Annotated in this window: 17 protein-coding genes; 11 read left to right on the top strand and 6 right to left on the bottom strand. The window is 40.4% G+C overall.

The features are described 5' to 3' along the window. Positions 1-18: 18 nt before the first annotated feature. The 5 genes from ACULLG_RS04990 (at position 19) to ACULLG_RS04970 (ending at position 5,563) form a co-directional block, all read left to right on the top strand. Positions 19-252 (top strand): hypothetical protein, encoded by a 234-nt coding sequence (locus ACULLG_RS04990; protein ID WP_452125659.1) that lies wholly within the window; start codon positions 19-21, stop codon positions 250-252. After that, positions 237-530, top strand: coding sequence for a type II toxin-antitoxin system RelE/ParE family toxin (locus tag ACULLG_RS04985; protein ID WP_452125658.1), 294 nt, complete (start codon positions 237-239; stop codon positions 528-530). The genes ACULLG_RS04990 and ACULLG_RS04985 overlap by 16 nt, the downstream gene beginning before the upstream one ends. Before the next feature lies 1 nt (position 531). Then, positions 532-1,164 (top strand): ligase-associated DNA damage response endonuclease PdeM, encoded by a 633-nt coding sequence (pdeM, locus tag ACULLG_RS04980; protein WP_452125657.1) that lies wholly within the window; start codon positions 532-534, stop codon positions 1,162-1,164. A 137-nt stretch (positions 1,165-1,301) separates the two neighbouring features. After that, positions 1,302-4,811: a transcription-repair coupling factor gene (mfd, locus tag ACULLG_RS04975; protein ID WP_452125656.1), complete on the top strand. Its 3,510-nt coding sequence runs from the start codon at positions 1,302-1,304 to the stop codon at positions 4,809-4,811. 35 nt (positions 4,812-4,846) lie between these two features. After that, positions 4,847-5,563 carry a Dph6-related ATP pyrophosphatase gene (locus tag ACULLG_RS04970; protein WP_452125655.1) on the top strand — a complete coding sequence of 239 codons (717 nt, stop codon included), beginning with the start codon at positions 4,847-4,849 and terminating at the stop codon, positions 5,561-5,563. Here the strand turns inward: ACULLG_RS04970 and ACULLG_RS04965 are convergent. The 3 genes from ACULLG_RS04965 to ACULLG_RS04955 form a co-directional block, all read right to left on the bottom strand. Then, positions 5,543-6,703 carry a serine hydrolase domain-containing protein gene (locus ACULLG_RS04965; RefSeq protein ID WP_452125654.1) on the bottom strand — a complete coding sequence of 387 codons (1,161 nt, stop codon included), beginning with the start codon at positions 6,701-6,703 and terminating at the stop codon, positions 5,543-5,545. The two genes, ACULLG_RS04970 and ACULLG_RS04965, sit on opposite strands and share 21 nt — an antisense overlap. 149 nt (positions 6,704-6,852) lie before the next feature. Then, the gene (locus ACULLG_RS04960) at positions 6,853-7,512 is read right to left on the bottom strand and encodes an aspartate kinase (protein ID WP_452125653.1); all 660 of its coding nucleotides are present in this window, start codon (positions 7,510-7,512) and stop codon (positions 6,853-6,855) included. A gap of 58 nt (positions 7,513-7,570) precedes the next feature. Further along, positions 7,571-7,930 carry a YraN family protein gene (locus ACULLG_RS04955; protein ID WP_452125652.1) on the bottom strand — a complete coding sequence of 120 codons (360 nt, stop codon included), beginning with the start codon at positions 7,928-7,930 and terminating at the stop codon, positions 7,571-7,573. Positions 7,931-8,098: 168 nt separating this feature from the next. Here ACULLG_RS04955 and ACULLG_RS04950 point away from each other — a divergent pair, with 168 nt between their 5' ends. After that, positions 8,099-9,607 carry a DUF1800 domain-containing protein gene (locus ACULLG_RS04950; protein WP_452125650.1) on the top strand — a complete coding sequence of 503 codons (1,509 nt, stop codon included), beginning with the start codon at positions 8,099-8,101 and terminating at the stop codon, positions 9,605-9,607. 7 nt (positions 9,608-9,614) lie between these two features. Further along, positions 9,615-11,327: a DUF1501 domain-containing protein gene (locus tag ACULLG_RS04945; RefSeq protein WP_452125649.1), complete on the top strand. Its 1,713-nt coding sequence runs from the start codon at positions 9,615-9,617 to the stop codon at positions 11,325-11,327. Positions 11,328-11,415: 88 nt separating this feature from the next. Here ACULLG_RS04945 and ACULLG_RS04940 read toward each other — a convergent pair whose 3' ends face one another. Further along, positions 11,416-11,580 carry a hypothetical protein gene (locus ACULLG_RS04940; protein ID WP_452125647.1) on the bottom strand — a complete coding sequence of 55 codons (165 nt, stop codon included), beginning with the start codon at positions 11,578-11,580 and terminating at the stop codon, positions 11,416-11,418. Between the two features lie 164 nt (positions 11,581-11,744). Between ACULLG_RS04940 and metG the strand changes: the two genes are divergently transcribed. The 4 genes from metG to ACULLG_RS04920 all read left to right on the top strand — a co-directional run bounded on the left by metG (position 11,745) and on the right by ACULLG_RS04920 (position 17,608). Continuing rightward, positions 11,745-13,820 (top strand): methionine--tRNA ligase, encoded by a 2,076-nt coding sequence (gene metG / locus ACULLG_RS04935; RefSeq protein WP_452125646.1) that lies wholly within the window; start codon positions 11,745-11,747, stop codon positions 13,818-13,820. A gap of 148 nt (positions 13,821-13,968) precedes the next feature. Next, positions 13,969-16,095: a Tex family protein gene (locus tag ACULLG_RS04930; protein ID WP_452125644.1), complete on the top strand. Its 2,127-nt coding sequence runs from the start codon at positions 13,969-13,971 to the stop codon at positions 16,093-16,095. Positions 16,096-16,181: 86 nt separating this feature from the next. Further along, the gene (locus ACULLG_RS04925) at positions 16,182-17,018 is read left to right on the top strand and encodes a phosphatase PAP2 family protein (RefSeq protein WP_452125643.1); all 837 of its coding nucleotides are present in this window, start codon (positions 16,182-16,184) and stop codon (positions 17,016-17,018) included. 68 nt (positions 17,019-17,086) lie between these two features. Beyond that, positions 17,087-17,608, top strand: a complete 522-nt coding sequence (locus ACULLG_RS04920) for a ferritin (protein WP_452125642.1) — start codon at positions 17,087-17,089, stop codon at positions 17,606-17,608. 253 nt (positions 17,609-17,861) lie between these two features. Here the strand turns inward: ACULLG_RS04920 and ACULLG_RS04915 are convergent, their stop codons facing one another. Together ACULLG_RS04915 and ACULLG_RS04910 are read right to left on the bottom strand one after the other, a co-directional pair. Further along, complete coding sequence (locus ACULLG_RS04915; protein WP_452125641.1) at positions 17,862-18,284, bottom strand: hypothetical protein; 423 nt, start codon at positions 18,282-18,284, stop codon at positions 17,862-17,864. Between the two features lie 136 nt (positions 18,285-18,420). Next, entirely contained in the window at positions 18,421-18,753 is a 333-nt protein-coding gene (locus tag ACULLG_RS04910; protein ID WP_452125640.1) for a single-stranded DNA-binding protein, read from the bottom strand. Positions 18,754-19,088: the final 335 nt, after the last annotated feature.

Raw genomic sequence — 19,088 nt, 5'->3', positions numbered from 1 at the left:
TACTTAAAAGATTTACCCATGAGTGTTTCTGAGCTTCAAAATGACATTATCAAAAAGCTGCTCACTATAGAGGATAGCCATACGCTCTCTCTTTTCAAAGAAATGCTTCAAACCTATACCTCCAAAAAAGAATATCAAGTATCCGATTTGGAAAAAAACCTCATTTCTGAAAGTTTGGAAGACTACAAAAAAGGAAACGTGATTACTTCCGAAACTGTGAATAAAAGGGATGAGGAATGGCTAAAAGAATAATCTGGACCTCAAGGGCAGATACTGTCTTCACCAAAATCCTTGAGTTTTACTGCAACAGGAACCAATCCAAAACATACAGCAAAAAGCTCAACAAAGAAATCCACCAAACCATAAAACTCATTGCAAAATATCCTCTCTTGGGAATCAAAACGGATATTGATGACATAAGAGTTCTTATTAAAAAACAGCATAAGATATTTTATGAGGTAAGGGCAAATGAAATTGTTGTTCATTTAGTTTGGGATACTCGACAAAGTCCAAAGACACTTAAACTCTAAAATGAGCACATCAATTCAAATCAAGGGCAATAATTTTACCCTCCACCCTTTGGGTGGGATGTTCTGGCATGAAAAATCCATGTTGTTGATCAGTGATGTCCATTTAGGGAAAATTGCACACTTTAGAAAATTTGGAGCCGCAGTTCCAAGAAAAGCTGTCCATAAAAACTATTTGCTCTTGGATAAGATTGTTTCCGAATTTAATCCCTTTCAAATCTGTGTTTTGGGCGATTTGTTTCATTCGACCTTGAACAAAGAGTGGGAGCTATTTGAAAATTGGGTAAGCAGAACCCCTTCGGAAATTATTTTGGTGTCTGGCAATCACGATATCATCTCCCCTCATAAGTTTGAAGCGTTGGGAATTCCTATTTTTCAAGAGTTAATCTTAGAAGATTTCCTACTGACCCATCACCCAGAAAAACGGGAAGGTCTGTTCAATTTCTGCGGACACATACACCCCGCTATAAAGCTCAAAGGTTTTGGACGTCAAAACTTACGGCTCTCCTGTTTTTTCAAGTCCAAGAATCAGCTCATCTTTCCAGCTTTTGGGGAATTCACTGGAACTTATACCCTAAAACCCAAAAAAGGAGACGAAGTTTTTGCCATTGTTGAGGATGAAGTGGTAAAAGTTTAGATTTCTCAATCGTTACTGCGTTCCTCATTTCGAAATGACAGTTCGAAGTGACAATCGTACAAGTTTCCTACAAAAAAACACCCCTAACGTCCCCTCAAGGGGACAATTCATTTTATATTTGCAGCAAATTTGTTGGATTGACCAAATCGTCCATTTCCCAACTTTTTGAACAGTCTCCCCAACTTGGGAAACTGAGGGATGCTATTGCCTTAAATGTCAGTTCAAAAGGTCATCCTGAGCCTGTCGAAGGAGCGGTCGAGAACTTATCAGAATCCAAAAACACCCCCCTTACTCCCCCCTCAAAGGGGGAATCAAAAATCAACGCAAAAGGCCTTACCGGCTCTTCCCTTTCGTTTGTAATTTCTTCCTTGTTCAAATCGGCAGAACTACCATTCCTGGTTTTGTTGAATGACAAAGAGGAAGCTGCCTATTACCTCAATGATCTTGAGCAATTGATTGGGGAAAGCGAAGTACTTTTCTATCCTGGAAGTTATCGCCGACCCTACCAGATTGAGGAGACTGACAATGCCAATGTGTTGCTCAGGGCAGAAGTCTTGAACCGTATCAATTCAAGAAAAAAACCGGCAGTAATTGTTACCTACCCCGATGCGCTGTTTGAAAAAGTGGTCACCCGAAAGGAGCTGGATAAGAATACGCTGAAAATCAAGCTAGAGGATACGCTTTCACTCGATTTTTTGAATGAAGTTCTATTTGAATATCAGTTCAATCGGGTCGATTTTGTTACGGAGCCCGGAGAATTTTCAGTTCGCGGAGGGATTGTGGATGTGTTTTCGTTTTCGCATGATGAGCCCTATCGTATCGAATTTTTTGGAGATGAAGTGGACAGTATTCGGACTTTTGATGTGGAAACCCAACTCTCTACAGAAAAAGTAAAGCGAATAACTATCATTCCAAATGTGGAAAACAAATTTCTGCAGGAATCTCGGGAGAGTTTTTTAAAATACATTTCGCCCAAAACGGTCATCTTTTCCAAAAACTTGGATTTGGTTTATGGCCGAATCGATTCGTTTTTTGAAAAAGCTGAGGAAAGCTTTGCTAAGCTTGAAGGTGAGTTAAAACATGCCAAACCCGAAGAGCTTTTTGTGCATTCAGCTTTGTTGAAATCGCAACTTGATAATTTTAGATTGATTGAGTTGGGTGGAATGTCAAGTCATGCTGAGCCTGTCGAAGCACGACTTGATGAGAAATCACACTTCGACAAGCTCAGTGTGACAACGATTCAATTCAACACCAAACCCCAACCAGCGTTCAACAAAAAATTTGACCTGCTCATTGAAAATTTGAATGAAAATCATACTTCAGGTTTCACCAATTATATCTTTTGTTCCACCGAACAACAGGCCAAGCGTTTCAATGATATTTTCGAAGAAGTTGAAGAAACCGTTCATTACAAAACTGTTGTTTTTCCATTATATCAGGGATTCATTGATCATGATTTAAAACTAGTTTGCTATACGGATCATCAAATTTTTGAACGCTATCATAAGTTCCAATTAAGGAATGGCTATGCCAAAAAGCAAGCCATCACCCTAAAGGAATTGAACAAACTCGAAATTGGAGATTACGTGACCCACATTGATCATGGTATCGGAAAGTTTGGCGGACTTCAAAAAATCGATGTTGAAGGCAAAAAACAGGAAGCCATTAAACTGGTTTATGGTGATAGGGATATTTTATATGTGAGTATTCATTCGCTACACAAAATCTCCAAATTCAACGGAAAAGATGGGGCGCCACCAAAAATCTATAAGCTAGGTTCGGCCGCTTGGAAAAAACTAAAGCAAAAAACCAAGAGTCGGGTCAAAAAAATTGCCTTTGACCTCATTAAAGTATACGCAAAACGTCGTCTGGAGAAAGGGTTTCAATATGCCCCAGATAGTTATTTGCAGCATGAACTTGAAGCATCTTTCATTTATGAAGATACTCCTGATCAGGAGAAATCGACCCAGGATGTAAAAAGAGACATGGAAAGTGAACGCCCTATGGATCGATTGATTTGCGGGGATGTTGGTTTTGGTAAGACTGAAGTAGCTATTCGCGCTGCGTTTAAGGCTGTGGACAATGGCAAACAGGTAGCTATATTGGTGCCAACTACCATTTTGGCGTTTCAGCATAACAATACGTTTAAAAAACGATTGGGTGAACTTCCCGTGACCGTCGATTACCTCAACAGGTTCAGAACAGCCAAGGAGAAACGGGAAATCTTGGAACGGCTTTCCGAAGGGAAAATTGATATTATCATCGGTACGCATCAATTGGTCAACAAAAATGTGCAGTTCAAGGATTTGGGATTGTTAATAGTGGATGAAGAGCAAAAATTTGGTGTCTCGGTCAAGGATAAACTTAAATCCATCAAGGAAAATGTAGATGTGCTTACATTGACGGCAACCCCCATCCCGCGAACACTTCAATTTAGTTTGATGGCTGCTCGTGATCTATCAGTCATCAATACCCCTCCTCCCAACCGCTATCCTATTGAAAGCAGGGTAATTCGATTTAATGAAGAAATCATTCGAGATGCCATTTCTTATGAAATTCAACGTGGCGGACAGGTGTTCTTTATCCATAACCGCATTGAAAATATCAAAGAAGTGGCTGGAATGATCCAACGTCTGGTTCCCGATGCAAAAATCGGAATTGGACATGGACAGATGGAAGGTAAAAAACTGGAGCAATTGATGTTGGCTTTTATGAATGGGGAGTTTGACGTGCTTGTCTCCACCACCATTGTGGAAAGCGGCTTGGATGTGACCAATGCCAACACCATTTTTATCCATAATGCCAACAATTTCGGTTTGAGCGACCTGCACCAAATGCGAGGTCGGGTAGGGCGAAGTAACAAAAAGGCTTTCTGTTTCTTTATTACCCCTCCTTACGAAGTGATGACACCCGATGCTCGAAAGCGCATTGAAGCCTTGGAACAATTTACCGAATTGGGTAGCGGCTTCAATATTGCAATGAAAGACCTAGAGATTCGTGGCGCCGGAGATCTGCTAGGTGGTGAACAAAGTGGATTTATCAACGAAATTGGCTTTGAGACCTATCAAAAAATATTGAGCGAAGCTATTGAAGAACTCAAAGAAAATGAGTTTAAGGAATTGTACGAAGAGGTAGAAGGCCCACAAGAAAAAGTATTCGTAAAGGACACTCAACTTGACACTGATTTTGAGCTACTTTACCCAGACGATTATATCAACAACATTACGGAGCGCCTCAATTTATATACCCAATTGAACCAAGTTCAGGACGAAGAAGGCTTACAAAAGTATGAGCGGGAATTGGTTGACCGCTTTGGAGAATTGCCTACCTCAGCGGTTGATCTGCTCAACTCGGTTCGTATTAAATGGATTGCCAATAGTATTGGATTGGAACGTGTCATTTTAAAGAAAGGTAAGTTCTTGGGTTATTTTATTGCCGACCAACAATCCGATTTTTATCAAAGTTCAGCTTTTACCCTGGTGTTGAATTATGTTCAATCCAACCCTAGAACCTGTCAATTAAAAGAAAAACAAACCCGAAATGGTTTACGCTTGTTATTGGTTTTTGATGGGATTACGAGTGTGGAGAAGGCTTTGATGGCTTTGGAGCCGTTTGCTCCTTCCCTTGGTCAAGGGAAGGTGTCATAAAGTGACGGAAGGGATTGATTTCATACCTTCGCTCCATGCCTACAAAACCCAAAACCTATTTTAACTGGAGCTCTGGAAAAGACTCTGCCTTGGCGCTTTATCAATTGCAACAACAAAATCAATATACCGTTGATCGTTTGTTGACCACGGTCAATGCACATTATGATCGGGTTTCTATGCATGGACTGCGAAGAGAGGTTTTGGAAACTCAAGCTAAAGCTGTTGGAATTCCTTTGGACATTCTTGAGGTTCCTGAAAGCCCCTCAATGGAAGAGTATAGCACTTTGATGGGAAACAAAATTGAAGATTTAAAAAGTCGAGGTTACACGCATACCGCTTTTGGTGATATTTTTTTGGAAGATCTAAAGGCCTACCGGGAACAAATGTTGTCCTCTGTCGGGATACAGACCATCTTCCCAATCTGGAAAAGGGATACCCGTGAACTACTTGAGGAGTTTTTCGATTTGGGCTTCCGGGCGGTAATTGTTTGTATCAACAATTCAAAACTGGATGCTTCTTTTTTGGGAAAAAAGCTATCTCCAGAGCTCATTGACCAATTCCCAAAAGATGTTGACCCCTGTGGTGAGAATGGAGAGTTCCACACCTTTTGTTTTGACGGACCTATTTTTAGACATCCCATAGCATTTGAATTGGGCGAAACTATTTTTAGGGTTTATGACAATCCCTCGGATAAAAAAAATCCCATAAAATTTGGATTTCGCGATGTTTTGCTAAAAGGCGTCGTAGACTAATTTTACAAACTCACCTATTTTTTGAGGTTCCAACCAACGGGTTACCAACATCAATCCGGTCTTTTGGTCAATTACAATAAAATTGCCCCCAAATCCAGCTGCATAAAAAAGATGTTCGGGAACACCTTCCCAATGTCTGGAACCTTTTTTATTCAACCACCACATATAACCGTAATTGACGTTAGGCAGTGAGGGTTCAGTTGCTTTGGCAATCCAATCCTTGCTAATGATTTGTTTGTCTTTCCATTTCCCATCATTCAAAAACACCAACCCAAATCGAGCCATATCTTCTGTGCTGATAAACAATCCAGCTCCGGAATGTCCACCTCCCGTAACTGATTTCATTTGAATACCATCGATCTCGGTCCAAGCATGATCATAGCCATGCCAACGCCAAGTGGTAGAGGCACCAATCTTATCCATAAAATGCTCTTTTAAAACCATGGGTAAGGGTTTGCGCCACACATGGGTAAGCGAATAGGACAACACATTGACCCGAACATCATTATACTCCATCACAGAACCTGGTTCATTGAGTTTTCGAAATTTCCAATCGTCCAATCCGCCTTCACTGGGAGGGCGATCTGCCCAATCTTTTAGGCCCCAAAGTTCTCCCGACCAATCCGAATTTTGCTGGAGCAAGTGCTCCCATGTTATTTTTCCATTATGCGCGCCATCAAAAGTACCATCCCAAATGTACTTCCCTACTTTGTCATCAACATCTGAAATCAATCCTTTGTCCACGGCCAACCCTGTCGTAGTGGAAAGAAAACTTTTGGTGACACTAAAGGTCATGTCTACCCGTTTAGTTTCTCCCCATGAGGCTAGTAGATATCCATTTTTTATAATCATTCCTGCAGGGCCTCCTCGCTTTTTGGTCGGACCTAGAATTTCATGAAACGGTTCCCGTTGAAATCCTTTTAAGATGGCTTGACGTAAATCTTGCGAACCCGAATATTCATTTTCCAATGCAAAATCAACTGCAGTTTTCAGTTTTTCCTGATTACAGGTGAATTGATTTAGTGCCGCTTTCTTCCAAACTTCGTTTCGCTCTGGAAAATAAAATTCTTGGCCTACCACCGTTTGTTGTGGGGCACACAGAAAAAGGAGCAAAACGATTGAGCAGCTAATTGTTTTCATTAAAGTACAGTTGATTTTGGAAATCAAGTTAGTGATTGAAATCTATATGCTGAAACTTAGTAGAAGAAAATAAAACAACCTTGCATTCCCCTCTTTATAATGAAATTGAGAGGTTTATCTTTTAAGTGCAGTTCAGTAATAATAACTTACTACAGACTTTTTAAATCTTTAATGGTCTTAAAAGCCACATCCACCTGCTCTTCATTTACCAAAATAGTGAATTCGTTTGTGGTCGAAATAACTTCGTAAAGTACTATCCCTTCCCAAGCCAATCGCTGAAAGATGAAATAATAGATTCCGGGTACAGAGACATTCTCTGCTGGCAACTTTACAGTAATGGATGATAGATTTTCCGCTTTTTGGGTACAACGTTCATGTTTGAAGTATTTTTCAACCACCCCATCCATAATACTGCTGATTACAATATTGATTTCGTTCACCCCTCTGGAAGATGTATAAAACACATCTTGATTCAGGTTTACCTCTTCCAACAATTTAGCCTGTTGTCCCAAAATAGTATCTGAGGCCAAAAAAGTGTAGTCGGTCAACGAAGAACGAACGGTAATCTCCCCAATGTTTTTCAAGACCTTTACAATTCGGTGTGTTGCCCTAAACTCAAGATCATCCGAAAGGCGTTTGAGTGCCATAACAATTGCTCCGTCCTTTACTTCCTTGCCCAAGGCATCGGAAATTTCAGGTTTAATCTGTCGCGATAAAGAGGTAAGGTTAATTATTCCTTGCGCCAATGCGCTTTGCAAGAAGGGCTTCTTTTTAATGTAATGTTCAACTACGGCCGAAATCGTTTTCATTTGTTTGGTTTGGATTGGTGGGACAAAAATAACACATTGTTACAAATAAAACAAATGGTTAAAAATGATAAAAGGCATTCTTTGTGTGCTCAATCTCAAATGCTCCCCCTTTTTTAATAACCAAAATGATGTCAAAACGTACTTCCACGTCCAAATTGTTTTCTTGCACATATTGATCAGCCGCCATCACAATTAACTTGATTTTCTTTTGATTGATAGTTTCTGAAATGTCTTCCAAAAAACTTTTCGTCCTGGATTTTACCTCCACTATACAAAGAATACCGTCTTTCTCAGCAATGATGTCCACTTCAGCTTTTAGGTATCGATAATTGGTTTCACAAATGTTATAGCCCCTTTTTACTAAAAAATCCAGGGCCTTTTGTTCTCCAAGCTTTCCAAATTCATTGTGTTTTCCCATGTATTTTGAAAAATATTAAAAAATTAATGCAGTTCGTCGAAAAATTTGGTAGTTCATGGCAAAAACAGCGTTTAGATTGTAATTTGTCGGTTCAACTGAACCACACCCAACGTTATCTAAACATATAGTTGCCCCAAAACTATAGACCAATTAACGCCAGTCATTGCTATGGAGTACTTTATTAATTGTAATTCCTCAACTTTGGCGCCGTACACTGATCCTCTGGATGAGCTACGTGCTGCCCATTTGTACCGGAGGCTAGGTTTTAGTGCCTCTGTACAGACCATTAATGCGGCTGTTGGCCAAACAGCTGATACCCTTGTTGACAATCTTGTAGATCAAGCTCTTGCACTTGCACCAATTGCCCCACCTGCGTGGGCCGATTGGAACAATGATAATTATCCTGAAGATGATGATCTAGCAAGGCAACTGCGAAGGGCACAACAAGAAGAATTTGCCATTGCTTATGGCAACTCACTTTTGGATAATAACCTACGTGACAGATTGAGCTTCTTTTGGAGCAATCATTTTGTGACCGAGCTGGATATTTATGATTGTAATTCCTTTTTATACTATTATATAAACTGTCTACAGCGAAACGCTCTAGGAAACTTTAGAACCTTTGTAAGCGAAATTGGATTGACCAGTGCCATGCTTTATTATTTGGATGGTGTTAGAAACCGTGGTAACAATCCTAACGAAAACTACGCTCGCGAACTGTATGAACTTTTCACCCTTGGTGAGGGTAATAACTATACAGAGCAAGATATCATTGAAACTGCGAAGGCCATTTCAGGATATACCGAAAATGGCGAGGTAGGTTGTACACAGGTTACATTTGACCCAGCAGATTTTAATACCGAGAACAAAACCATTTTTGGACAAACCGGAAATTGGGGTTATGATGACGTTCATAACATCCTGTTTACAGAAAGGCCCAACGAAATTGCATGGTTTATCTGCAAAAAATTATATGAATTCTTTGTACATCCTGATTCCGATGATGCAGATGGCAATGCCCAGGCCATTATCAATGGAATGGCAGCAACCTTCACTGCGAATAACTTTGAGCTCGCTCCCGTTCTTCGCCAGCTTTTTAAAAGTCAACACTTTTTTGATGAAGATGCCATTGGAGTTATCATAAAAAGCCCGTTCGACCTGTACATGGGAATGATCAAGGAAACAGGGTTTACCTATGACGACAATACCGTAATCAATGTGATAGATGCATCAAGATTGATTGGACAAACCATGTTTGATCCATTTGATGTGGCTGGTTGGCAACGAGACCGTCAGTGGATCAATACCAATTTTATTATTGGTCGTTGGTTGACTTCTGAGGTGTTCTTGGAGCAATTCTTCCAAGCCAATCCAGAACAGTTTAGAACACTGGCCATGGATGCCGTGGGAGCTGGTGAATCCAATACCAGTAATCCAGAAACCGTGGTACGTGCATTAGTGAACAAATTCACGCCAAAAGGTTTACTGACAGATCAAGATTTTGAAAACGCCATGGATGCGTTCAAGATTGATGATGTTCCAGAAAACTACTATTCCCCGGACTATATTCCTGGCGGATTGAGCCTTTGGATACTTTCAGCAAGTATGGAAGTACCTACCCAAGTATATGTTTTACTGAGACATTTGTCTAGAGAACCCGAATTTCAACTAAAATAACCTCACCATGTGCGATACTCATCATACTCACGATACATCACCACACAAAGGCCTTGAACACGAAGGTCACGATTTAGAACATAAAGCATGGAGCCGACGATCCTTTATCCAAGCATTGGGTATAGCCGGTTCTGGATCCATGTTTTTGGGAAGCAGTTTAGTTTCTGCCTCTGCACCATCACCCCTGTCAGCTGCGATTGCAGATGCGGAGACAGACAATATCTTAATATTGATAAGATTGTCCGGAGGTAACGACGGATTAAGCACTGTTATTCCCATACAACAATATGATACTTATGCTAATGCAAGACCTAACATTTACATCCCAGAAAGTAAGGTCCTAAAACTTACCGATGATTTCGGTGTGCCAACCTATATGAACTCCCTAGAACCCTTATGGGGTGATGGACAGTTTAAAGCTGTTCACGGAGTGGGTTATGAAGGGCAAAGTCTATCCCATTTTACAGGGTCCGACATTTTTGCCAATACCGATCTCACCACAACAGGTTTCACCGGATTGAACACAGGTTGGATGGGTAGACATTTTGAAGAATGTTACCCCGATTACCTAATTAATCCGCCAGAAGCTCCAGCAGCTATCCAGATTGGAAACCTTTCCAATTTGGTATTCCAAGGAGAAGAAACCAATTACGCATTTGTAACCAACAATATTGACCAGTTGGAAGAAATTGCGCAGACCGGATTCTTTTACGACATCGAAAATGCCCCGTTCGACAATTGTATGTATGGTGATCAGCTTAGATTCTTAAGAGGGGTTGCCAACACTACGTATGAGTATGCTGGTAAAATTCACGAAGCGTACGAAAGAGGACAAAATCAAGTAGAATACCAAGACAACGGATTCGCTAGGCAACTGGCTCTATTGGCAAGATTGATCAAAGGTAACCTGGGCACCAAAGTATACATGATCTCTATGGGAGGTTTTGACACCCACGGTAATCAGCCATTAGCTCATGAACGTTTAATGACCAATCTTTCGGTTGCCATCAACAATTTCTATGAAGATGTGGCCTTTACCGAGCAAGACGACAAGGTGTTGAGTATGACCTTCTCAGAATTCGGGCGAAGAATCTTTGAAAATGGTTCCAATGGTACCGATCACGGTAAAGCTGCGCCTACCCTTTTCTTCGGATCAGGATTGAACGGAAGTGCCTTTGTTGGAGATCATCCTTCCTTGGACAGTCCAAACAGTAGAGGTAACCTGGAATACACCATGGATTTCCGAAACCTTTATGGCACTGTGCTTGCTGAATGGCTCTGTGTACCAAGAGCCAAAGTAGAAGAACACTTATTGGGCTATCAGTATCAAGCCATTGACCTTGGCTTCAACTGTAGTGGGGAAGTATTTGATGACATCGCCATGGATAGTGATCCACCAACATTGCCAGATACTCCTCCAAGCCCAGACGGAATGGATCCAGATCCAGATGCATTGGCTGCTATTGTTCACAGACCGTATTATCCAACGGAGCGAACCCCACATATTTATTTGGAAATGCCTGTTGCCGCCCATGTTGATATTCAATTGTACAATATCCTCGGGCAAAATGTAGGTACCGTTTTCAATGAAATGATGCTGGAAGGCTCTGCTGAAATCAATATTCGCGAAAGAATGCGGGATACACTTTCCACTGGTAAGTATATCTATCGTATTTCGGTTGGCGAGGAAAGAATGAGTAAATCCGTAATGATTATGTAATCCGAAAGGATAAAGTAAAATTCCAGAATCCTTCGATAGTGCATATCCCCACCCCAATTTTGGAATGCGCGATTCGGAGGTTTCTTTTTTAAGTCAATTTGGGTTTGTCCTTATCAGTTTTAAAGCCCAATGCTTTCTTCACTTCATGATTTTTGTCCTTATAAACTTTGGACAATTCTTCTTTTTGGTCCTCTTGTAGAACAGCTTTAAATCTTTCAAGTTTTTTGAATTTTTTTGGATTACCAGTACTCATTATTTTTGATTTGTAGGTGTATTCCTATAAATAACTGATATTTTGATCATTTATTCTGGAAATTCATCATTTTTTCATTCAATCATGGCTATGATCAAGTCTTAAAAAAGGATAGATTCACTCCAATGAAATTCAGTATTTTTGGGGCTTAATTAAAGTACAATATGTCGAAGACCAACACCCCTTCAAGATATACCATTACGGCAGCCTTACCGTATACCAATGGCCCCATTCATATTGGACATCTAGCCGGTGTATATGTGCCTGCTGATATCTATTCGCGCTATCTGCGATTGAAGGGCAATGATGTGGCCTTTATTTGCGGTAGTGATGAGCATGGAGTAGCCATTCCGATGAAGGCGAAGAAAGAAGGTGTATCTCCAAAGGAGATTATTGACAAATATCACGGCATCATCGAAAAGTCTTTCGCTGATTTCGGAATCACCTTCGACAATTATTCCCGTACCTCAGCTGAAGTTCATCATAAAACCGCTTCCGATTTTTTTCAAAAACTCTATGATCAAGGTGATTTTATTGAAGAAGTTACTGAGCAACTGTATGACGAAGAGGCCCAACAATTTTTGGCCGACCGATTTGTAACTGGTACGTGCCCTCGATGTGGGAATGAAGAAGCCTACGGCGATCAATGTGAAAACTGTGGATCATCATTGAATGCCACTGACCTAATCAATCCAAAATCTACTATTACGGGAGGAGTTCCGACATTGAAAAAGACAAAACACTGGTTTTTACCTTTAGACCGTTATGAGGATTTCCTAAAAGAATGGATAATAAAAGGGCATAAGAACGATTGGAAACCCAACGTATATGGACAATGCAAATCTTGGATTGATGATGGGCTAAAACCCCGAGCTGTTACCCGTGATTTGGATTGGGGTATCCCTGTTCCTGTTGAAGGCGGTGAAGGAAAAGTACTCTATGTCTGGTTCGATGCCCCTATCGGATACATTTCATCAACCAAAGAATGGGCCGAACAAGAAGGCAAGGATTGGGAACCTTATTGGAAAGATAAAGACACCAAATTGCTTCATTTTATAGGAAAAGATAACATTGTTTTCCATTGTATCATTTTTCCGAGTATGTTGAAAGCACATGGCGATTACGTACTTCCTGAAAATGTCCCTGCAAACGAGTTTTTGAATTTGGAAGGAAATAAACTTTCTACTTCCAAAAACTGGGCGGTGTGGCTGCATGAATATTTGGAAGAATTTCCAGATATGCAAGATGTCTTGCGCTATGCATTAACGGCCAACGCTCCCGAGACCAAGGACAACGACTTTACCTGGAAAGATTTTCAAGCCCGAAACAACAATGAACTCGTCGCCATTTTTGGAAACTTCATTAATCGGGTAGCTGTGTTGACCCATAAATATTATGATGGTATTGTCCCCACTCCTTCTGAACTGAAGGATATTGACAAACAAACTTTGGAAGCCCTAAAGGCCTTTCCAGAAATTCTTGACAATTCACTCAGCAGATACCGTTTTAGAGAAGCTAGCCAAGAGCTGATGAACTTAGCACGACTCGGGAATAAATATCTGGCCGATGAGGAACCCTGGAAATTGATTAAAACCGATGAAGAGCGGGTAAAAACCGTAATGTACGTCGCTCTGCAAATTGCAACAGGATTGGCAGTTCTAAGCGAGCCTTTTTTGCCGTTTACTTCAGAGAAACTCAAGAAAATCCTCAATGTCCGGTCGAGCGCAGTCGAGACCTCCTGGAATGAAATAAGCGCAAAAGTAGTGTTGCTGCCTGCAGGGCATCAAATCAATAAAAGCGAATTACTGTTCCGCAAAGTGGAAGACAAAGAGATTGAAGCCCAATTGGAAAAACTGGAAGCCACCAAAAAAGTAAACGAACAGATGGAGAAAGAAGTTACCCCGCAAAAAGATACTATCACTTTTGACGATTTTACCAAACTGGACATGCGCGTGGGAACTATTATAGAGGCTGAAAAAATGCCAAAAGCCAACAAGCTTTTGGTCTTAAAGGTGGATACTGGCCTAGATACCCGAACCATTGTATCAGGCATCGCTGAAAGCTTTAAACCTGAAGACATAGTAGGCAAGCAAGTAACTGTTTTGATTAATTTGGCCCCGAGAAAACTTCGTGGTGTAGAAAGCGAAGGCATGATTCTCATGACCGAAGACCAAGACGGCAAGTTGGTGTTCGTGAATCCAGATGAAAACGGGGTCGGGAACGGAGAGGGCATAAGTTAATTTCGAAAAGAACAAAAACAAATGTCTGGTCGAGCGCAGTCGAGACCTCTTAAAAAAAGTTTAGACTTTAAGACTTCTCGATGTTCCTTCGACAAGTTTAGGACGACATCTCGAAGTGACAAACTCCTAAGTAGACAAAAACCATTTCATGCAACTCATCCCCTACATCTTAAAGCACACCCAACTTTCTGAAAAGAGTGTGGCAAATACTATTGCTTTATTAAATGAAGATTGCACTATTCCATTTATCGCACGCTACCGAAAAGAGCGTACCGGGAATCTGGATGAAGTTGAGATTGGTGCTATCGTAAAGTTCAAAACAGAATTTGAGGCCCTTGAGAAACGAAAATCGGCCATTTTAAAAGCAGTCGGTGAACAAGAATTATTGACTCCAGAGCTTGAATCCAAGTTTCAAAATTGCACTGATCTGACCAGTTTGGAGGATCTCTACCTTCCTTTCAAAAAAAGTAAAAAAACAAAAGCGGAGACCGCCCGCAAAAATGGACTAGAGCCTTTGGCCAAAATCATTATGGCGCAACGAAGTGATGAAATCGAATTCATCGCATCAAAATACCTCAGCAACCACTTTGAAAATGAAGATCATGCCCTGGAAGGTGCCCGTCATATTATTGCCGAATGGATCAACGAACGAAGTGATATTCGCAATCAATTGAGGAATCAATTGGAGCGACACGCTATCCTATCAACCAAAGTCATCAAAACCAAAAAGGATGACGAGAAAGCGCAAAAATTCCGGGATTATTTTGATTGGAACGAACCTTTAGCCCGTTGCCCTTCACATCGGTTCTTGGCCATTTTACGAGCTGAAAAGGAAGGTTTTATTCGAATCAAAATCGAAATTGATGATGAAAGGGCGCTAAATAATATTGAAAGACGGATTGTCAAATCCAGCAATTCCTGTGCTGAGCAAATCGAATTGGCAATAGCCGATGCCTATAAACGGCTTTTATTTCCCTCATTATCCAACGAACTTTTAAAAAATGCCAAGGAAAAAGCCGATGCTGATGCGATTCAGGTTTTCTCTAAAAATTTAAAGCAATTATTACTTGGAGCTCCTTTAGGTGAAAAACGCATTCTGGCCATAGACCCAGGTTTTAGAACAGGATGCAAAGTGGTTTGTTTGGACGCACAGGGCGATCTAAAACATAACGAAACCATTTATCCACATGCTCCACAAAATGACAGTGCCGGTGCAATCAAAAAAATTAGCTCTTTGGTTGATGCCCATAAAATTGAGGCTATTGCCATTGGTAATGGAACGGCATCTCGGGAAACGGAACGTTTGGTGAAACGAATCCATTTTAAAAATCCAATAGAAGTTTTTGTGGTCAGTGAAGCAGGGGCGTCTATTTATTCCGCTTCCAAGATTGCCCGGGAAGAATTTCCCAATTATGATGTAACGGTTAGAGGGGCTGTTTCCATAGGCCGTCGATTGGCAGATCCTTTGGCGGAGCTGGTCAAAATAGACCCAAAATCCATTGGTGTAGGGCAATACCAGCACGATGTAGATCAAACCAAACTAAAAACATCCTTGGATACAGTGGTGGAAAGTTGTGTGAATTCTGTTGGAGTGAATATCAATACTGCCAGTGTACCCCTCCTCAGTTATGTATCTGGAATTGGACCAAAACTAGCAGAGAATATTGTTGCCTATCGAAATGAAAATGGTGCTTTTACCAATCGACAACAAATTAAAAAAGTGCCTCGTCTGGGCGGAAAAGCTTTTGAACAAGGAGCTGGATTTTTGCGTATCAAGGCAGGTGAAAATCCTTTGGATGATTCCGCAGTACATCCTGAAAGTTATTCCATTGTAAAAAAAATGGCCAAAGATCAAGGTGTCCCTTTGTCCGATATCATTCGCAACAAATCCATTCTGGAAAGCATCAATCTAAAAATCTACTGCACGGACACCATTGGAATGCCAACTCTGGAAGATATTTTAGAAGAGCTTGAAAAGCCAGGATTAGATCGCCGGGAAAAAGCCAAAGTATTCACTTTCAATCAAAATATAAAACAAATTACAGATCTGGAAAAAGGCCAGTTGCTACCCGGAATCGTGAACAACATCACCAACTTTGGTTGTTTTGTGGATATTGGCATTAAGGAAAGTGGACTCATCCACATCTCCAACCTATCCGATTCGTTTGTAAAAGATGTGAACGAGCATGTTAGTTTGCACCAACAGGTTATTGTAAAGGTTTTGGATGTGGACATCCCTAGAAAACGCATTCAATTGTCATTACATAAAAAGTAATGTTCTGAGGAAAATCCCGTCCTATCCATTTAATTAACTTCTTCGAAAAATTATTTTTTAACTTTAGTTATTTAACCTCCAATAGTATGAAACCATTCGTTATCAGTCTTCTGTTACTTTTGGCAATGACCACTACCGCCCAAGACCTCAATATTAAAAAGGATAATCTTTGGAACAATTTCACTTACGACATGGGTAATGTTTTTGGTGGCATTGGCCATTCGTATAGTCGCCCTTTTCATTGGCAAGGAAACGACTGGGCCAATTTTGGTTATATGGTAGCTGGCACAGCCTTACTTTACACCGTGGATGATGAACTAGATCATTGGGTAGGTGGATTTAGAGAAGATGTTCCTGATTTTTTGGTGGATTATGGAAATGAATACGGAAGTCCTGAGAACAATTATATGCTCACAGGCGGGGTTTACTTGGCCGGTCTGTTTACCAAAAATGAAAAATTAAGAAGAACTGGTGTTCTCTTGATTGCTTCTGCAACGGCCGGAGGCTTTTTACAACAAGTAAGCAAGCGACTTATTGGAAGGGCAAGGCCCAAAAGTGGTGATCCATCCAATGTGTTTGATCCTTTCCACCTACAAAGGGTATTAAATTATGATTCATTCCCCTCTGGTCATGCCATGTTGGCCTTTACAAACGCCTATGCAATTGCCAAGCAGTTTAAGAGTCCGTGGGTGAAGGCTGGAATATACACCGTTGGGCTTATTCCTGCCTTTGCAAGAGTGACAGATCGTTTTCATTGGGTTTCCGATGTGGCCTTTAGCACAGTGCTCAGCATATTTATCGTAGAATCGATAGATCGTTATCTCGATTCCAAATACGATGAAAAATATAATGATAATCAGAAAAAGCTGAGCTGGAATCTCAATTTTGGCCCAGGTACCATGGGAGTGGCTGTCCAGTTTTAGAGCTCTTTGACCATTACTTATTTAGAGTCAAACCCATTTCGTAATTTTACATTTCTAAAATCAAGAATATGCTATCCAAAAAACTTGAAAAAGCGCTCAATGAGCAAATCAGAATAGAAGCAGAATCTTCGCAAGTATATTTATCCATGGCCTCTTGGGCCGAAGTTAAAGGACTTGAAGGTGTTGCAGGATTCATGTACGGCCACTCCGATGAAGAGCGCATGCACATGCTCAAATTGGTCAAATATGTCAACGAACGTGGTGGTCATGCGGTGGTCTCAGAATTAAAAGCTCCGGAAACCGATTTTGGTTCACTACAAACCATGTTACAGCAACTCTATGATCACGAGGTTTTTGTTTCGCAAAGCATTAACGAGCTAGTGCATATTACTTTAGAGGAGAAAGATTATGCCACCCATAACTTCTTGCAATGGTACGTTGCGGAACAACTGGAAGAAGAGGCATTAGCTAGAACTGTATTGGACAAGATAAATATGATCGGTGATGACAAGGGCGGACTCTATCTTTTTGACCGCGACATACAGCAATTAACGGTGGCCAGTGCAGCTTCTGATACCGCAGGGGGATAATTGTTGATAAATCTTTTATTTAGATTAATTTAAAATAACTATTTTTGGCCCACTGCAAGTCGCAATGGGAAAAAAGAAGCAAAAAAAGAAAGACAACAAGTCTCAATTAAGGGAACTTTGCCCTTCCAATTGCAAGACCAAATGTTGTAAAAAATACAAAAAGAGTGAAAACAAGCGCTGTAAACGTTGTCCTTGTTTTGATCTATTAAAGAAAGTTGCATAAAAAAACCGCCTGTAGGCGGTTTTCTTTTTTTCAGTTTTGTTTTCTTTTCGGGACATTTTCGGCCATCTCACTTGATTGTGGCATCAACAGTGTGTCCAAGTCGGAGGAGGAAAGATATTCTCCTGCTTTTTCGAAATATAGTTCGCTATGTCTACAAGTAGTTTCGCAGCTTTGCAGATTGTTCAAGTAGGCATCCTTCTTGCCCTTCATATAAACCAAATAGGAAGTGAAATCTGCTGTTCCCAAATGCCTTTCAAAATTTTGTTGGTCCAACCAATAATCTTGTTCATCTTGATGAGCCATCCTTTGAAAGGAATGTTCGTAACTAGCATCCCTTTGTGCCAAAGTCTCATAAAAACGTAAGCTATGCTTGGTATTCAGGTTCCCTTGGGCGGAAACTCCGATACCGCAACAGCTTATTAAAATTATGATATGTATCTGAACAAATTTCATCTTGACTTGACTTCATATATAAGACATTCAATTTTCGAAAAGGTTGCATCATCTTTCTTTAATTTACTGTTAAACATTGATAATCAAAAAGAAAGGGGGTCAATTGCCCCCCTTTCTCGATAAAATGTTATCTATGCTATTTACCCAAAAGCAATAGCTCGTTGCATTTGATTTCTGTGATATACCTTTTCTCACCCTCTTTGGTTTCATAAGAACGAGATGTTAATTTCCCTTCAACAGCCACTTCTTTACCCTTCACCAAGTAGTTTTCTGCAATTTCAGCAACTTTGCCCCATGCCACGACATTATGCCATTGGGTATCTGTTACCCTTTCTCCCTGCGCATTTTTGTAGGTTTCATTTGTGGCAATGGAGAATTTAGCGAGTTTGTTTCCATTTTCCAAGTTTACCATTTCAGGGTCATTTCCTAAGTTTCCAATCAACTGTACTCTGTTTCTAAGTGAATTCATGTTTTTAAATTTTACGGTTAAACAGTTAATACTATCGCACTCTTATTGTCCGACAGGGCAAACTTAGTATGGGTCAAAAACACGAATCGGTTTTAAAACATTTGTTTTCGTTTGTAAACGGATGTAATCGGTTGTAATTCTTTGGGTTTGGATTCTTTTCTGACTTAGCGGACAATAAAATTCACAATCAACAGTTTTATAAGAGTATTCTTACAATGTTTGGGTAGATTTGGGGAAATCTTTATAGAATACAGCGTTAGTTCCATATATGGGATAAAGGTCACTCGACTTTTATCCCTTTTTGCATTTTAGCTCTTCTTCACATTGTACATAGG

Source organism: Flagellimonas sp. 2504JD1-5, assembly GCF_053618295.1.
Note: the sequence above shows the minus strand (reverse complement) of the source record. Positions and strands in the feature narration are given on the sequence as shown.

Excerpts from the sequence above, each read along its gene's own strand:
- ACULLG_RS04990 (WP_452125659.1), top strand. The coding sequence starts at position 19 with ATGAGTGTTTCTGAGCTTCAAAATGACATTATCAAAAAGCTGCTCACT.
- ACULLG_RS04985 (WP_452125658.1), top strand. The coding sequence starts at position 237 with ATGGCTAAAAGAATAATCTGGACCTCAAGGGCAGATACTGTCTTCACC.
- pdeM (WP_452125657.1), top strand. The coding sequence starts at position 532 with ATGAGCACATCAATTCAAATCAAGGGCAATAATTTTACCCTCCACCCT.
- ACULLG_RS04970 (WP_452125655.1), top strand. The coding sequence starts at position 4,847 with ATGCCTACAAAACCCAAAACCTATTTTAACTGGAGCTCTGGAAAAGAC.
- ACULLG_RS04965 (WP_452125654.1), bottom strand. The coding sequence starts at position 6,703 with ATGAAAACAATTAGCTGCTCAATCGTTTTGCTCCTTTTTCTGTGTGCC.
- ACULLG_RS04960 (WP_452125653.1), bottom strand. The coding sequence starts at position 7,512 with ATGAAAACGATTTCGGCCGTAGTTGAACATTACATTAAAAAGAAGCCC.
- ACULLG_RS04955 (WP_452125652.1), bottom strand. The coding sequence starts at position 7,930 with ATGGGAAAACACAATGAATTTGGAAAGCTTGGAGAACAAAAGGCCCTG.
- ACULLG_RS04950 (WP_452125650.1), top strand. The coding sequence starts at position 8,099 with ATGGAGTACTTTATTAATTGTAATTCCTCAACTTTGGCGCCGTACACT.
- ACULLG_RS04945 (WP_452125649.1), top strand. The coding sequence starts at position 9,615 with ATGTGCGATACTCATCATACTCACGATACATCACCACACAAAGGCCTT.
- ACULLG_RS04940 (WP_452125647.1), bottom strand. The coding sequence starts at position 11,580 with ATGAGTACTGGTAATCCAAAAAAATTCAAAAAACTTGAAAGATTTAAA.
- metG (WP_452125646.1), top strand. The coding sequence starts at position 11,745 with ATGTCGAAGACCAACACCCCTTCAAGATATACCATTACGGCAGCCTTA.
- ACULLG_RS04930 (WP_452125644.1), top strand. The coding sequence starts at position 13,969 with ATGCAACTCATCCCCTACATCTTAAAGCACACCCAACTTTCTGAAAAG.
- ACULLG_RS04925 (WP_452125643.1), top strand. The coding sequence starts at position 16,182 with ATGAAACCATTCGTTATCAGTCTTCTGTTACTTTTGGCAATGACCACT.
- ACULLG_RS04920 (WP_452125642.1), top strand. The coding sequence starts at position 17,087 with ATGCTATCCAAAAAACTTGAAAAAGCGCTCAATGAGCAAATCAGAATA.
- ACULLG_RS04915 (WP_452125641.1), bottom strand. The coding sequence starts at position 18,284 with ATGAAATTTGTTCAGATACATATCATAATTTTAATAAGCTGTTGCGGT.
- ACULLG_RS04910 (WP_452125640.1), bottom strand. The coding sequence starts at position 18,753 with ATGAATTCACTTAGAAACAGAGTACAGTTGATTGGAAACTTAGGAAAT.